Annotated in this window: 12 protein-coding genes; 2 read left to right on the forward strand and 10 right to left on the reverse strand. The window is 65.7% G+C overall.

Translation table 11 applies throughout. From position 1 onward, the window contains the following. Window positions 1-599 precede the first annotated feature (599 nt). The 4 genes from QOZ81_RS11645 to QOZ81_RS11660 form a co-directional block, all read right to left on the reverse strand. Entirely contained in the window at window positions 600-1031 is a 432-nt protein-coding gene (locus QOZ81_RS11645) for a hypothetical protein (RefSeq protein WP_300714690.1), read from the reverse strand. A gap of 165 nt (window positions 1032-1196) precedes the next feature. Beyond that, window positions 1197-1595 (reverse strand): hypothetical protein, encoded by a 399-nt coding sequence (locus tag QOZ81_RS11650; protein ID WP_300714412.1) that lies wholly within the window; start codon window positions 1593-1595, stop codon window positions 1197-1199. Window positions 1596-2315: 720 nt separating this feature from the next. Next, window positions 2316-2837: a hypothetical protein gene (locus QOZ81_RS11655; protein ID WP_291206385.1), complete on the reverse strand. Its 522-nt coding sequence runs from the start codon at window positions 2835-2837 to the stop codon at window positions 2316-2318. 405 nt (window positions 2838-3242) lie between these two features. After that, window positions 3243-4316 (reverse strand): aldo/keto reductase, encoded by a 1074-nt coding sequence (locus tag QOZ81_RS11660; protein ID WP_291206383.1) that lies wholly within the window; start codon window positions 4314-4316, stop codon window positions 3243-3245. A 104-nt stretch (window positions 4317-4420) separates the two neighbouring features. Between QOZ81_RS11660 and QOZ81_RS11665 the strand changes: the two genes are divergently transcribed. Beyond that, window positions 4421-5062, forward strand: coding sequence for a MarC family protein (locus tag QOZ81_RS11665; RefSeq protein WP_291206381.1), 642 nt, complete (start codon window positions 4421-4423; stop codon window positions 5060-5062). On the opposite strand, the gene QOZ81_RS11670 is transcribed toward QOZ81_RS11665, so the two are convergent. The 5 genes from QOZ81_RS11670 to QOZ81_RS11690 all read right to left on the reverse strand — a co-directional run bounded on the left by QOZ81_RS11670 (window position 5049) and on the right by QOZ81_RS11690 (window position 14028). Beyond that, entirely contained in the window at window positions 5049-5465 is a 417-nt protein-coding gene (locus tag QOZ81_RS11670) for a nucleoside 2-deoxyribosyltransferase (protein WP_291206377.1), read from the reverse strand. The genes QOZ81_RS11665 and QOZ81_RS11670 overlap by 14 nt on opposite strands. 4 nt (window positions 5466-5469) lie before the next feature. Continuing rightward, entirely contained in the window at window positions 5470-7539 is a 2070-nt protein-coding gene (locus QOZ81_RS11675; protein WP_291206375.1) for a S46 family peptidase, read from the reverse strand. 117 nt (window positions 7540-7656) lie between these two features. Further along, on the reverse strand, window positions 7657-9717 hold the full coding sequence (locus QOZ81_RS11680; protein ID WP_291206372.1) for a S46 family peptidase: 2061 nt from the start codon (window positions 9715-9717) through the stop codon (window positions 7657-7659). A gap of 121 nt (window positions 9718-9838) precedes the next feature. After that, entirely contained in the window at window positions 9839-11923 is a 2085-nt protein-coding gene (locus QOZ81_RS11685) for a S46 family peptidase (RefSeq protein ID WP_291206369.1), read from the reverse strand. Window positions 11924-11946: 23 nt separating this feature from the next. After that, entirely contained in the window at window positions 11947-14028 is a 2082-nt protein-coding gene (locus QOZ81_RS11690) for a S46 family peptidase (RefSeq protein WP_291206366.1), read from the reverse strand. A gap of 217 nt (window positions 14029-14245) precedes the next feature. Between QOZ81_RS11690 and QOZ81_RS11695 the strand changes: the two genes are divergently transcribed. After that, window positions 14246-15079 (forward strand): hypothetical protein, encoded by an 834-nt coding sequence (locus QOZ81_RS11695; protein ID WP_291206363.1) that lies wholly within the window; start codon window positions 14246-14248, stop codon window positions 15077-15079. A gap of 18 nt (window positions 15080-15097) precedes the next feature. Here the strand turns inward: QOZ81_RS11695 and QOZ81_RS11700 are convergent, their stop codons facing one another. Beyond that, the gene (locus tag QOZ81_RS11700) at window positions 15098-15982 is read right to left on the reverse strand and encodes a metal ABC transporter permease (RefSeq protein WP_291206360.1); all 885 of its coding nucleotides are present in this window, start codon (window positions 15980-15982) and stop codon (window positions 15098-15100) included. Window positions 15983-15987 lie beyond the last annotated feature (5 nt).

Consider the following 15987-nt stretch of genomic DNA (forward strand, 5'->3'; position numbering starts at 1 on the left):
GAGGGTTAGGGCGAAACACGAATCGCTTGGTTTGCGGATTCGAGCCAAGTGTACGACGCATCTTCTGCGACATACCCAGGAAAGGGTTCACTGCCTTTAAATCGGAGGCTGACTCCATGTTTCACGAAAAGTGCGCCATTCACCTGATTGAGTTTTCTGAAGTCCCAGATTTGGTAGTCAGAGTTTTCGTATAGGACACTCCCACCATCAAGGACTTTCATTCCCTTTTGGGCGTGAATCGGTGACTTACCGGCCAGAAGGAGGTTCATATCCTCGTTGGCGTTTTGCAGAACCTGTAGCGATTCCTTTGTGAGTGCCGACTCTTTGTTCGAATCTATGCGAATGAACTCGAATGATGGCTTTGAGGCACGACTGCCAAGATAGAAACAAATCAAGGCTGTCAGACACAGGAACGGGAGGTGTCTGGTCAGAATGTTTTTTAGATCCATGCGGACACCTTGTTATGAGCCCTAACGAATGAAGCTAAGCGGCCACGCCTGCACCGAGGCGATGAGCGGAGCCGAGATAGCGAGATGCTGAGAGAGAGCGGAAGGCAATGCAGGCGGGGTCCGACTTGAGCGGAGGGTTAGGCGCTGAGCTTAACAACCTAAGAACCCGCGCACTTTGAAGGACCGTTTTGATTTCCCTAATTCTAAGATCATTAGGCCCTGGAAATCCGTTTCTTCACCGAAGAGGAAGGCTGTGATGGTGCAGTGGAAGGTGACTTTGAGGCTCGAATCTCCCCACACCTCTGTGAACTTGCCGCCGATCGAGCCCTTCCCTGACATTTTTGTGGTTCCGGAGCGGGAAATGAAGGTCACACGATGGAGTTCACCGTTGACTCGAATTCGGCATACACGATCACCATCGTTATCAGGAATGTTGTCCTCTGCGAATACCTCTGGCTGCCCTTCCTTGTTGGTGTAACCCAAGAAATATCCATAGCCACAACCACTGGTTTGTTCGTTCGAATGGAGATTTTCGATAGAAATCCCCTGTGGTGGTGCTGTGGCCATGAGCGCTGGAAGCATCGCCAAATTCAAAAGGATTGGTCGAAAGCGATTCATGAAGCGCCTAACGATGAAGCTAAGCGGCCACGCCTGCACCGAGACGCTGAGCGGAGCCGAGATAGCGACAAGTTGAGAGAGAGCGGAAGGCAATGCAGGCGGGGTCCGACTTGAGCGGAGGGTTAGGAGTCATCGGGAGAGCCGTTCGAGGATGACGCCTCGGTTTGGGGACTCCGGTTTGTAGTATGCGAGACGCCCGGGGATGCACGAAAGGACTGCCCCGAATTCGTGCATGCAAATCTGGGTAAGTGCCTCGGAGAGCGGGAGTTCTTGACCATCGATCTTCAATCCATCCACGATCACGTGGCAGGTGGGGCCTGCCCCTTTTGCCTTGAGCAACTTCTCGAGTTCAGCAGGGAAATCCTGGTTGCCTGGAACCTCGGTGCCGAGTGCGGGAATGTAGGGAAGATTGTGGTTCAAACGATCAAGAATTTCCTTTCGACGTTTAGAGCTTGAGAGGAATTGAGCCCATCGCGCCTGCTTTTCAGACGTGATGAATGCTTTCACGAACGCCTCTTCATGGCTCATGACGGGTGGGACTCCTAACGAATGAAGCTAAGCGGCCACGCCTGCACCGAGGCGACGAGCGGAGCCGTGATAGCGAATTGCTGAGAGAGAGCGAAGGACAATGCAGGCGGGGTCCGACTTGAGCGGAGGGTTAGGAGGCCGGGCGTTCCGTTGCGAGCTTGCCCCTTTTCATGCAGAGCGTGAGATTGAGTGGGTTGCGGCAGATTATCGCCCACATGGGCTGACTTTCTGAAGTTGAAAAGGAGAGAACTCTCAGCCCATTTGAGAGAGTGACCTCAAGTTCGCTTAGCCGGCCAAAGAGCTGAAGATCTGTGACGGTTGCTCCTTTGAGTGAGTGGAGAACCTTCATACGGCGCTTCTCGGTGCTTGTACTCCCGCAAAGAATTGAACGCACCTTCTCGCAGCGCCAATCCCACTCGAACATAAGCGTAGTTTCCCCGATCGGATTTCCCGTATTGCCATCCTTCCGGAACCCAGGTGAAAGTTGGCCCAGTTCCAGAAAAATGGTTGAACCGTACCCATCCCAGACATGGGAAACAGGTTGGCCAATCACGGCTTCTCGAAACTGGTCGAACAGCAGATGGGCCTCCTAACGAATGAAGCTCACCGGCCACGCCTGCACCGAGACGATGAACGAAGCCGAGTTAGCAAGAAGTTGAGAGAGAGCGAAAGACAATGCAGGCGGGGTCCGAGTGGAGCGGAGGGTTAGGCTGCGAATCTTCATGTCCAATCCTCTGCAACACCGATTTCAGTGACAATGTCATTCCGTAATTCGACCCACAAGAAGCCATCGAAGACCTTTGGGAAGTAATGGAGGACTGTTGCTGTTCCTTTCGATTCTTCTGAAGCTGGTTGACCGAGCGCTGAAATCGCCTGTTCGCGTGTTTGGCCGATGCGAAGACCGCACTTTGTGGACCAACCCTTGCCCGTGATGATCATTCGCCAAACATGTGCTTCTTTCTGACCAGGGTTCACACTGGTAGGTTCTGGCTTCGTCACTTCAACCACCAGCCCAGGGAAGTGCATCTCCTCCCATTTGCCCATCCCCATGTCGGAGTCGTAGCCGCGACGAGACCTGCTTGGTTTCCCGAGAACAGATAGAACTCGAGACCGAAGGGACCCAATCGTAAGGTTCTTGACTGCGATCATGTCAGCCGGAATCTGCCCAATAATCTGGCCTTTCGGCTGTGTAGGGCCAGCTTGGGCCATCAGCAGGAATGCAATTGGTAGGAGAAGGTTCATAGGATATCGAGCAGCCTAACTAGTAATTAGACGAACTGGCCGGGGAGGGGGTGAGTTCGCCTATTCGGGGGAGGGGGGAGGGTAAGTGTTGAACGAACCGCAGGGCTACGAATGGGGGCGCCTGAATAGGCAGACTAAAAATCGACGGACGGCGGGCTTGGATGGCCCGGAGGGGGGTGGGCAGTACGCCTAATCAGGTTCAGAAAGATGCAAGTGTTGACGGAACCGTGGGACTACGAAAAGCAAACACGAACTGGAGGGTATGGACCGGGCAATTCTAGCATCCCGATTGGCGCCTGAAGGCCGGTCGGGCTTGGCGGGGTGGACCTGGGGGTGTTCCTCGCCATCCTGATCGGTGTTCATCCGTTTTTATCGGTGTTCATCGGTGTTCCGCTTTTCGCGCTTTCACTTCGGTGGATTCGCCGGCGCGTCGCGCTTGTACCACGAGGCCTGCCCGTAGACGGGCTTCACCTTCTGCTCCAGGGCTTCCAGCTGAGCGGTGTTCAGGGGCAGGAACTCCCGCGCGATCCTCACGTTCTCTTCGAGCTGGGCCACGGTGTCCACGCCGATGATGACGGTGCTCACGGGGTGGGTCAGGGTGTAGCGCATGGCCTCCTTCATGGTGAGGGTGCCGGGCCGGTCGTGCTTGGCGGTGCCGCGCCGCTGGTCGGGGGGCGGGGGCTGGACGCCTTCGAGGATGCGGCCCCGGGCGGGGATCTTCATGCCGATGATGCCCATCTCCTTTTCGATGGCCAGGGGCAGCAGGGTCTTCTTGAAGGGGAGGTGCCAGGTGTCGGCGGCGTTGAAGGCCATGAGCACGCAGTCGAAGGGGAAGCGGCGGATGGCCTCGGCCAGGATGTCGGGATCCGTGTGGCCGCTGAGGCCCAGGAAGCGCACCAGCTTCTGGTCCCGGGCCTTCTGGAAGGCCTCCAGGGCGCCGCCTTTGGCGCAGACATCGTCCACGTCCTTCATCGTGCTCATGGCGTGCAGCTGCCAGAGGTCCACGTGATCCGTCTGCAGCAGCTTCAGGGAGGTCTCCAGGATGCGCAGGGAGCCGTCCGCCGTGCGGTCGTGGGTCTTGGTGGCGAGGAAGGCCTCCTTCCGCCGCCGCTTCATGACCTGTCCGAAGTACTGCTCGCTCCAGCGGGCATCGCCGCCGTAGCGGGCGGAGGTGTCCAGGTAGTTCACGCCCAGATCCAGGGCCCGCTCGATGAGGGGCACGGCCACCTTCTCGTTCTCCGCCTTCTCGATGGCGGCCTGGCCGCCGAGGCTGAAGAGGCCCACCAGGTGCCCTGTGCGGCCCAGGTTGCGGGTGGGCATGGCGCCCGCCGTGACGGGATTGAAGGGCGCCGCTGGCGAGGGCTTCGGCAGTGCGGCCTCGCCGGGTTCCTGCGCGCCCAGCCGGGTGGCGATCAGCCCCGCCGCGGCGGCCGCGCCGAGCTTGAACAGGTCACGGCGGGTAGTTCCGGAATCCGGCATGGCGTCCTCCCAAATGAAACTGACCCAAGTATCGCGTAAGGATGGCCGTCCCGGCGATGGAATGGGTAGGATCGCTCCAGGCATGTGCCTGAACGGAGCCCCGCTTGGCCCTCTTCCTGAACACCATGCTCTTCGCCTTCCTGGCGCTCTTCCCCATCCTGAACCCGCCGGCCATGGCGCCCATCTTCCTGCAGCTCACCAGCGGGGTGCGGGACGAGCAGCGCAACCACCTGGCGGCCCTCATCGGGTTCTACACCTGGGCCTTCCTCACGCTGCTGCTGGTGCTCGGCGGCTGGGCGCTCAAGCTCCTGGGCATCTCCATCCCCGTCATCGCCATCGCGGGCGGGCTGCTGGTCTTCCACAGCGCCTGGCGCATGCTGAACCGCGACCCGCGGGTGAGCGAGTCCGACAAGGCGGAGCTGCAGACCGTCCTGCTGGACAAGGCCTTCTTCCCGCTCACCATGCCCTTCACCGCGGGACCGGGCTCCATCGCCGTGACGCTCAGCCTGGTGCCGCGGGGGCCCATCTGGCACCCGCAGACCTTCACCAGCTTCCTGGCCACGAGCTGCGGCATCGGGCTGGCGGCCCTCACGGTCTTCCTGTTCTACCGCTTCGGCACCAAGGCCATCCGCCGCCTGGGCGCCACGGGCGAGGCCACGCTCTCCCAGCTGTCGGCCTTCATCCTGTTGGCCATCGGCGTGCAGATCGTCTGGAGCGGCCTGCGGGAGCTGATCAGGGGGCTGTGAGGAAATCGTCCATGCGGGCCAGGGCCTCCTCCTGGGTGGCGTAGGTGGCGAAGGCGAAGCCCGGCTGCCGGATGCCGGTGATCATCTTGCTCACGCGCACCCCTTCTCGCGCCAGGCAGAGCACGGGCTTGCCGCGACCCAGGGCGTAGGCGATCTCGAAACCCACGCCATGGGAGGGTGTGCTCACCTCGGCGATGAGGGCGTCGCAATCCCGCAGCCAGGCCGTGTCCCGCTCGAAGACGGCTTCCGGCGCCAGCCCACCGTCCGCGGCCATCACGGCCTCGGAAGCGAGATGTGCCGTGAGCACGCGATGGCCGAGGGACTGCAGATGGTCAACCATCGCGGCGTAGACGGGCTGGTCCTGGCGGCCGCCGGTCAAGGAACATGAGAAGTAGAGGTTCAAGGTCCTACTTCCCCAGCGCCTCGTCCGCGAGGTGGCCGGCGTCCATGATCTTGCGCAGGGCCTCGAGGATGGCGCGGACATCGGTGGCCACGGCGCGCTTGGTGGCGGCGTCGTAGACGTAGTACCCGCCCTGCCCTTCGAGCACGCTGTCGAAGTTGATGCCCACGAACTCGCCCTTGGCGTTCACCACGGGGCTGCCGGAGTTGCCACCCACCGTGTCGCAGCCGTAGGCGAAGTTGAAGGGCGTCTCCAGCGCGAGGCGGCCCTTGGCCTGCAACCAGCGCTCGGGCAGCGTGAAGGCGCCATCCTCGGCGGCCGCGGCGTTGCCGCCCCAGCCCGCGTGGCGGTCGTAGAGCCCGAGGAAGGTGGTGAAGGGCTGGGCCTTGGTGCCGCTGCCGGTGTCGTAGGTGGCGACGGGCCCCCAGCTCAGGCGCAGGGTGAAGGTGGCGTCGGGGTACTGGGACTTGCCCAGGGCCTGGAAACGGGCCCGGGCGATGCGCCCGCCGTGCTCGGCGAAGACGCTCTGCACCTGGTCCTCCCACTGCCGCTGGACGCCCCGCTGGAAGGGATCCAGCACCCGGGCCAGCGCGAGCATGGGGTCCGGATGGCTGGCGAGGGCCTCGCGGCCGCCCTCCAGGAGCTGCTTGCGGAAGGCCGGATCCTGGAGCCGGGTGCCGGCGCAGGCCGCCTTCGCCACGGCCCCGGGGGTGCGTCCGCCCAGGATGGCTTTCACGAAGGGATGGCCCTCGCCCAGTTGCTCCTGCGCTTCGCGGAGGACCCAGGCCAGCCGTGCCTCATCCAGGCCCATGCGCACCGGGCGCGGGCTCAGCAGCCGCTCCCGGGTGGCCTTCAGGCTGCCTTCGCTGAACTCGGGCAGGCGCTGGGCGGTGGGCCGGGCCTCCTCCTCCAGGATGCGCACGAGGGTGAGGGCGTGGCCGAACAGGACGCTGCCGCGGGTGCCCAGGCAGGTGTACTCCTTGAGTAGGGCCTTCTGGCGCTCGACGGCCTCCGCGATCCGGTCCCAGCTTCCGCCGGCGCTGGCCTGGAGTCCGGCCTCCCGGGCCACCGTGGCGCGCAGCTCCTCCTCGCGGGTGGCCACCAGCGCCAGGCTCTCGGGCTTGGCCAGGCCCATGAGCTGGCCGCTGAGCCGCTTCTGGCCGTTGCTGATGCTGTAGACGGCGTCGGCGGAGGTGCGCGCGGCCTCGGTCGAGGTCTTCGCGTAGGCCTCCAGGGCCCGGCGCTGGCGCGCCAGGAAGGCGAGCTGGAAGGGGATGCCCACCTCCTTCGCGTAGCGCATCTGGGCCAGGGTCTGGCCCCGGTAGGTGACGCCGGGGTGCCCCGAGATGATCGTCAGGTCACCGGCCTTCAGGGGCGTCTGGGCGAAGGGCAGGAAGGCCTCGGGCCGGTAGGGCTTGCCATCTTCGTAGACGCGGAAGAGCGCGAAGTCCAGGTTCCAGCGGGGGTAGGTGTAGTTGTCGGGGTCGCCGCCGAAGCTGGCCACCTGGACTTCCGGCGCCGCCACCAGCCGCACGTCCTTGAACTTGCGGTAGCGGTAGAGCCAGTACTCGCCGCCCTGGTAGAGGGTGACGGGCTCGCAGGTGAGGCCGGTCTTCGCCTCCTCCACCTTGCGCAGGTCGGCCAGGGCGTTGCGCCGGGCCGTGAGCGCGTCCTTGTCGGCAGTGCCCGGCTTCACGGCGCCGTTCACGCGGGCGGTGACGTCCTCGCTGGAGACCAGCATCATCAGCTCGAGCCCCGGCACCTTGACCTCCTGGGGCCGGGTGGCGGCGGTGAAGCCGTTCCTCACCAGGTCCGCAGCGGCGGTGGAGACCTGGGCGATGGCGTCGCGGCCCACGTGGTGGTTGGTGATCACCAGGCCGTCCCGGCTCACGAAGGCGCCGGTGCCGTTGGGGAAGCGCAGCGTGGCCAGCTGCAGGTTCTTCAGCCAGGCGGGACCGAGGTCCACCCCGTACTTGGCCTGGATGGCCTTGACCGGGACGTTGTCGAAGGTCCACATGCCCTCATCCGCGCGCAGCGCAGGCAGGGCGAAGAGCAGGGCGAGGGCGGAGAGGCGCATCAGGAACTCCAAAATTCAAGAATGGGAACCGCAGATGTCGCAGATGACACAGATAAAAGCCACTCTCCCTCAGGGGATCATTTCATCTGCGCCATCTGCGTCATCTGCGGTTAAAAATCAGTTCTTGCCCGTCAGCTCGGTCACCAGGTGCTTGGCGTCGAAGACCTTGTCCAGGGCCTCCACGATGGCGCGGGCGTCCACGGAGAGGCAGCGGTTCACGCGCGAGTCGAAGTAGTACCGGCCCGCATTGCTTTCGATGTTGCCGTCGAAGGCCAGGCCCACCAGCTCGCCCCGCTTGTCCACCACGGGGCTGCCGGAGTTGCCGCCGATGATGTCGTTGCTGGTGATGAAGTTGTAGGGCGTGAAGAGGTTCAGCTTGTCGCGGCGCTCGACCCAGCGGGCCGGCAGCTCCCAGGAACCCTCCTCGGCCTTGGGGCCCCAGGCGGCGGCGCGGTCGTAGAGCCCGGCAAAAGTGGTGAAGGGCTGGGCGAGGGTGCCGGAGAGGGGGTAGGTCTCCACGGCGCCGTACGAAAGGCGCAGCGTGAACGTGGCATCGGGATAGGTGGAGGTGCCGTAGACGGCGAAGCGGGCCTTGGCGATGCGCGTGAGGTGCTCGGAGATCACCGACTGCAGGGCCTGCTGCTTCTTCTGGACCTCATCCAGCTTGGGGGCGAGCTGGCGGGCCAGGACCAGGGCCGGGTCGGTGTACTCGAGGATGGCCTTGGGATCGCCTTCGACCAGCGCCTTGCGCAGGGCCGGATCGCCGAGCTTGGAACCGGCAAGCAGGGCCTTGGCCGCGGCCTCAGGCGACTTCCCGGCCAGCAGGGCCTGGGTGGCGGGGTGGGCCGCGCCCAGCTCCTGCTGCACGGTGGCCAGGAAGCCCTGCAACGCGAAGGCCTCCTGTCCGGCGGCGGCGGGATCGATCCGCATGAGACGGGCCTTCAGGCCGGCCAGGGACTTCTCGTCGCGGTACTGCGGCGCGCGCTGGTCGGCGGGCTTGGCCATCTCCACGGCGTAGCGGTGCAGGCCCAGGGCGCTACCCAGGGTCTCGCTGCGCATGGCGCCGAGGAGGGAAGCCTCCGGGGCCCCCGCCTTCTGCTGCGCCACGGCCTCCTCGACCTTCGCCCAGCTCTGGCCGGCCGAGGCCTTCAGCCTGGGATCGGCGTCCACCTTGGTGCGCAATTCCTTCTCCGCCTCGGCCACCTTGGCCATGGCCACCTTGTCCCGCAGGCCATCGGTCTCGCCGGCCACCACCTTGTAGGCGTTCTCGACGCCCATGAGCTGGTCGGAGACGACGCGGGCCTGCTCCCCGCCCTGGGCCGCGTAGGCGCGCAGCGAGGTGCGCATGCGGTCCAGGCCGCGGAGGGCCAGGGGATTGGTCACGTCGCGCTTGGCCTCCATCTGGGCCAGGGTCTCCAGCCGCGAGGTGCGGCCGGGGTGGCCGACCGTGAAGGTCAGGTCGCCATAGGCCACGCCCTTCCCGGTCCAGGCCAGGTGATGGGCCGGCGCGTAGGGCTTGCCGTTCTCGTAGACGCGGAAGAGGCTGAAGTCCAGGTCGTGCCGGGGCCAGCTGAAGTTGTCCCAGTCCTTGCCGAAGGCGGCCACGCCGTATTCGGGGGACATCACCAGGCGCACGTCGGTGTGCTTCTTGTAGCGGTAGATCCAGGTCTGCCCGCCCTGGTAGAGCGTGACGGGCTGGCAGTCGAGGCCGGTCTTCGCGCCCTGCTCCTTCACCAGGGCCGCCAGGGCCTCGGCCTTGGCCTTGGCCGCGGCCTGCTCGTCGGCGCCGGCCGGGACGGCCTTCTCCACCTGCGCCGTCACGTCCTCCATCTCGAGCAGCGTGTAGAGCGCCAGCCCCGGCACCTTGAGCTCCTGGTCGCGGCCCATGGCCACGAAGCCGTTCTTCACGTAGTCGTGCTGCGCGTCGGAGACCACCTGGGTCCAGTGGTGGCCCACGTGGTGGTTGGTCAGCACCAGGCCGTCCTTGCTCACGAAGGAGCCCGAGCCGCCGGGGAAGCGCACGGCCGACAGGCGCACGTGGTCCAGCCAGGCCTGGTCCGGCGCCCAGCCGTACTTGGCCTGGATCTTCTTGGTGGGCAGGTTGTCGAAGGTCCACATGCCCTCGTCCGCGCGCAGCGCAGGCAGGACAAGCAAGAGGGCGAGGGCAGTCAAACGCATAGAAAACTCCGGGGATGAACAACGGGAACCGCAGATGTCGCAGATGACGCAGATATGAACCGTTCAGTGGTGGAGGGTCATTCCATCTGCGCAATCTGCGTCATCTGCGGTGAAAAAAATCCTATTTGCCTGTCAGTTCGGCGGCGAGGTGGGGCGCGTCGTAGACCTTCACCAGGGCTTCGAGGATGGCGCGGGCATCCACGGAGACACTGCGGTTCACCTTCTCGTCGTAGAAGTAGCGCCCGGCATTGCCTTCGATGTTGCCGTCGAAGAGCAGGCCCACCAGCTCGCCCTTGCGGTTCACCACGGGGCTGCCGGAGTTGCCGCCGGTGGTGTCCACGGTGTGGGAGAAGTTGAGGGGCGTCTTGAGGTCCAGCTGGCCCATGCGGTCCAGCCAGCGCTGGGGCAGGTTCCAGTCGGTGTGGTCCTTGGCCTGGTTGCCGCCCCAGCCGAGGTGGCGGTCGTAGAGGCCGAGGTAGGTGGTGAAGGGCTGGATGAGGGTGCCGTTGGCCGGGTAGGTGGACACGGCGCCGTAGGTGATGCGCAGGCTGCCGGTGGCATCGGGGGGGAGGGTCTTGCCATAGACGGCGAAGCGGGCCTTGGCGATGCGGGCGCCGTGCTCGTCGAGGATGGCCTTCACGCCGTCCTGCTTCCTGCGGAGGGCCAGCAGCGTGGGCTCCAGCTTGCGGGCCAACTGGATCATGGGATCGGTGCTCTCGGCCACGGCCTTGGCGCCGCCCTCGACCAGGGCCTTCCGCACGGCGGGGTCGGCCAGCCTGGTGCCTTCCACCAGGGCCTTGGCCACGTCGGCGGGCTTGCGGCCGCCGAGGATCGCGCCCACGAAGGGGTGCTTCGGGCCCAGCTCCCTGGCCGCATCCTCCAGGCCGCGGGTGAAGAGGAGGGTCTCCTGCTCGGGGTTGGGCGCCTGTCCCATCATCCCGGTGGCGGGCCCGGCGAGGCGGGTCTTCAGGGTCTTGAGGCCGCTCTCGGAGCGGTACTCCGTGAGGCGCTTCTCCACGGGCAGGTCCAGCTGCTCGCCAAGGCGCACCAGCGCGAGGGCCTGGCCCAGGGTGGTGGAGCGGGCGGCGCCCACGTACTGGGTCTCCTTGGCCAATCCGGCCTGGGTCTTCAGGGCCTGCTCGATCTTCGTCCAGCTCTGGCCCGTGGTGGCGGACAGCTTGGGGTCCTTGGCCACGGCGGCCTTCAGGGCCTTCTCGTCGGCCTCGATGCGCTTCATGGCCTCGGGATCCTTCAGGCCGGCCAGGGCGCCCTCGTTGGCCTTGGCGCCGTTGTTGACGCCGAGGATGAGGGTCTGGACCTGGCGGGCGTGCTCGGCGCTGCGCTTGCCGTACTCCTCGAGGATGCCGCGCGTGCGGTCCGCGGAGCGCAGGTAGGCGGGGATGCCCAGGTCGCGGTCGTACTTCATCTGGGCGAAGGTCTGCAGGCGGCTGGTGCGGCCGGGGTGGCCCACCACGAAGGTGAGGTCGCCGGTCTTCAGGCCCTCGGTACTCCAGGTGAGGTGGTGGGGCGGGTTGTAGGGCTTGTCGTTCTCGTAGACGCGCACGAGGGAGAAGTCCAGGTCATGCCGCGGGTAGGTGAAGTTGTCGTAGTCACCGCCGAAGGCCGCCACGGCGATCTCGGGCGCGGCCACCAGGCGCACGTCCTTGAAGACCTTGAAGCCGTACATCCAGGTCTCGCCGCCCTGGTAGAGGTTCACGGCGTCGTAGGTGAGGCCGCCCTGCTTCTCCAGCTCGGCCTTGATGGCATCCAGCTCCTTGGCGCGGGCCTCGGCGGCCTTCTTCTCGGAGAGCCCCGCGGGCACGGCCCTGGCCACGCGCTCGGTCACGTTCTCCATGGCCATGAGCGTGCGGTACGTGAGGCCGGGGATCTTGAGCTCCTGCTCGCGGGTGGTGGCCACGAACCCGTTCTTCACCAGGTCGCGCTCCTTGGTGGAGAGGCGCTGGATGGAGCCGCGGGTGCAGTGGTGGTTGGTGAGCACGAGGCCGTCGGCGCTCACGAAGGAGCCCGTGCAGCCGCCCAGGGTGAGCGTAGAGAGGCGCACGTGGTCGATCCAGTCCTTCGAGGGTTCGAAGGCGTACTTCTCCTTCAGCTGCTTCAGGGGCAGGTTGTCGAAGGTCCACATGCCCTCCTCGGCGCGCAGCGCGGGAAGGGCGAGCAGGAGGGCAAGGGCGGTAAGGCGGCGCATGGTGTCTCCGGAGGGCGGAAGGATTACTTGCCGGTCAGCTCGGCCACGAGCGCGGTGGCGCCGTAGACCTTGTCGAGCGCGTGGAGGATGGCGCGGGCATCCAGCGAGACGCCGCGGTTGGCCGCCTCGTCGTAGTAGTAGTTGCCGGGCAGCATCTCGATGTTGCCGTCGAAGATGAGACCCACCAGCTCGCCCTTGCGGTCGATCACCGGGGAGCCGGAATTGCCCCCGATGATGTCCACCTTGTGGGCGAAGTTGAAGGGGACCGCGGGATCCATGGCGCCGCGCCGGTCGATCCAGCGCTGCGGCAGGACCCAGGCGCCGTCGTGGGCCCGGGCCGCGTTGCCGCCCCAGCCGTCGTGGCGATCATAGAGGCCACCGATGGTGGTGAAGGGCTGCATCAGGGTGCCGTTGGCCTTGTATTCGGCCACGGGGCCGTACGTGAGGCGCATGGTGAAGGTGGCGTCGGGATAGGTGTTCTTGCCGTAGACCGCGAAGCGGGCCTTGGCGATGCGCGCGCCGTGCTCGGCCACGACGCTGGTGACCAGCTCGTCCTGCTTCTTCCGGAGCTCCCGGGTGATGGGTTCGAGTTTCCGGGCGAGGAGGATCATGGGGTCCGAGCTCTCGGCGACGGCCTTCTTGCCGCCGGCCAGGAGGGCCTTGCGGACCTCGGGATCACTGAGCCTGGAGCCTTCCACGGCCGCCTTGGCCACCTCGGCGGGGGACTTGCCGCCCAGCATGGCCTTCACGAAGCGGTGCTGGGGGCCCAGCTCCCGGGCGGCCTGGGCCAGCCCGCGCGTGAACATGAAGATCTCCTGCTCCTTGTAGAAGGGGGCGGGCACGCCCTGGCGGGCCTTGGCGGTCTTCAGGCTGGCGTCGCTGTACTCGGGCAGCCGCTGGTCGCTGGGCAGGGCCTCCTGGTCGGTGATGCGCACCAGGGAGAGGGCATGCCCCAGCAGGGTGGAATGGGCCGTGCCGACGTAGCTCTGGTCCTTGATGAGCCCCCGGGCCGCCTTCATGGCCTGCTCGATCCGGGTCCAGCTCTGGCCCGCCTGGGCCTGGAGCGCGGGCGACTTGGCCACCTTGGCGCGCAGGGCCTCCTCGTGCGCCTGGATGCGGGCGAGGGCCTCCTTGTTCTTCAAGCCGGCGAGGTAGCCGCTGCGGGCCTTGAGGCCGTTCTCGATGCCGAGGATCTGGGTCTCGACCTGGCGCGCCGCCTCCGGGGAGGCCTTCCCGAACTCGATCAGACCCTGCCGGCGGGATTCCAGGTCCTTCAGGCCCATGGGCAGGGCGAAGTCGCGGGCGTAGGCCATCTGGGCCAGGGTGTCCTGCCGGTTGGTGCGGCCGGGGTGCCCCGTCACGAAGGTGAGGTCGCCCGCCTTGAGCCCCGTCTCCGTCCACTTGAGGAAATCCTTCGGCTGGTAGGGCTGGCCGTTCTCGTAGACGCGGAAGAGGGTCATGTCCAGGCTGTGGCGGGGATAGGTGAAGTTGTCGAAATCGCCGCCGAACAGGGCCACCTGCAGCTCGGGCGCGAACACCAGCCGCACGTCGGTGTGCTTCTTGTAGCTGTAGATCCAGTGCTCGCCGCCCTGGTAGAGGCTCACGTGCTCGCAGGTGAGGCCGCTCTTCTCCTGCATCTCCTTCTTGATCTTCTCGATTTCCGCGTCCCGGAGCTTCAGCGCCTCCTTCTCGGGGGTGCCGGCCGGCACGGCCCGGGAGAGGCGATCCGTGATGTCGTCCATGGCCATGAGGGTCACGAGCTCGAGCCCGGGCACCTTGATCTCGGCCTCGCGGTTCGCGGCGCTGAAGCCGTTCTTGACGTAGTCGTGCTCCTTGCTGCTCACCCGCTGGATCCAGCCGCGGCCCACGTGGTGGTTGGTGAGCACCAGACCGTCCCTGCTCACGAAGGAGCCCGAGGCACCCGGGAAGCGGAGGCAGGAGAGGCGCAGGTGGTCCAGCCAGGCCTGATCCGGCGCCCAGCCGTACTTGGCCTGGATGGCCTTGGTGGGCAGGTTGTCGAAGGTCCACATGCCTTCTTCGGCCCGCAGGGAGGCGGCGGCCAGGGTGAAACCCAGAAGGGACAGGGCCAGGGAACGGGGCTTCATGCGGGCTCCAGACAGGGTCAGAGGAAAGACCATCGTATCACTAAGTATCCGCCCCCCGGCCGGGCGCACCCTGCACAGAATCAAGCCGATCCATTTCCATTCGATGTTAAGTAGGGATGACAGTCGACCCTTCAGTCCCCCCCGGATCAGGTGATCATCGTCACTTGGGAACCAGGATGTCTTGAATGTTTTACAATTGAGACTCAGGATCATAAACATGACGAACCCAACCTCCCCCCTCCTCTACCGGCTCCTTCCCGCCCTCCTCCTCGCCGCTTCGCTGACGGCCCAGGAGAAGAAGGAAGGCCCCATCCAGGACAACTCCTTCCTCGTGGAGGAGGCCTACAACCAGGAACCCGGCGTGGTGCAGCACATCAGCACCTTCACCCGCTTCCAGGAATCCAAGGACTGGATCTACACCTTCACCCAGGAATGGCCCGTGGGCGGCATCACCCACCAGCTCAGCTATACCCTGCCCTGGCAGCGCCTGGCCTCCCTCGACGGCAAGCAGGCCTTCGGGGATGTCGCCCTCAACTACCGCTACCAGCTGCTCGGCGACGGCGAGGCCAAGGTGGCCATCGCGCCCCGCCTGTCCGTCCTGCTGCCCACCGGGGACGAGAAGACCGGCTACGGCCGCGGCGCCACCGGCATCCAGGTCATGTTCCCGGTGAGCGTGGTCCTGACCGACACCCTCGTGGCCCACTCCAACGTGGGCGCCACCCGCACCCCGAACGCCAAGAACCCCCTCGGCGACAAGGCCACCACCCAGGACCTGGCCCTGGGCCAGAGCTTCATCTGGCTCGTCAATTCCCGCTTCAACCTGATGCTGGAGTACGTCCACACCCGCAGCCAGGCCGTCATCGGCCCCGACCAGACCCAGGTCCAGACCGCCACCTACCTGAGCCCCGGCATCCGCTGGGCCTACAACTTCCCCAGCGGCCTCCAGATCGTGCCGGGCATCGCCGCGCCCATCGGCGTGGGGGCCAGCCGCGGCGAGAAGGCGATCTTCCTCTACCTGAGCTTCGAGCACCCCTTCACCAAGACGAAGTAGCCGCCCGGCCCGCCCGATCTACTTCCGCTCCGCCTCGTAGGCCCGGTCCCCGGCGCCGGCGAGGCGGTGTTTTTCGGCGTACCCGCGCTTGTGGTAGACCACCAGGTGCACCAGGAACATCAGCACCAGAACGCCGCCGAAGGTGCAGACGATGGTGGCCCCCGTGGGCGTGTCCAGCTTCACGGAGAACAACACGCCCAGGGCCGAGACCAGGGTCCCCATGGTCCAGCCGATGGCCAGCCGGGGGCCGATGCGGTCGGTGAAGAGCATCGCCCCGACGGAGGGCACGATCAGGTAGCAGAACACCAGCAGCACGCCGGCGATGGCCACGCTGGAGGTGACCACCAGGCCGAAGGACGCGTAGAAGAGGAAGTCCCACAGGCGGACCGAGATGCCCTGGGCCTCGGCCTCCTTCGGGTTCATGGAGATCAGCAGGAAGCGCTTCCGGAAGATGAAGTGGAAGAGCCCGATGACGCCGTACAGGGCGGCGGTCTTCCCCACCTCGGCCCACGACACCGCCAGGATGTTGCCCACCAGCATGTCCTTCAGGTGCTCGGTCTCGCCCGTGGCCTTGCTCATGGCCAGGATGGCGGCGGCCGACGCCACGGCGTAGGCGATGCCGATGAAGGCCTCCTGCGGGATGTGGGCCCGCTTGGATCTCGCCACGGAGAAGACGAAGGCGCCCAGGAAGGTGAACCCGAGGCTGATCCAGTAGGCGGACGTGCCGTGGGGGTCGAAGCCCATGATGAGGGCCACGATGGCCCCCAGGGCCGCGATCTGGGCCAGGGCGAGGTCCACGAAGATGACGCCCCGCTCCACGACGTGGACGCCGAGGTAGGCGTGGATGCCCGTGAGGATCAGGCTCGCCGCAAGCGGCGCCAGCAGGAACTGGAGAATGTCCATGGGTC

This window comes from Geothrix sp. (genome assembly GCF_030219325.1).
Classification (GTDB): Bacteria; Acidobacteriota; Holophagae; order Holophagales; family Holophagaceae; genus Geothrix.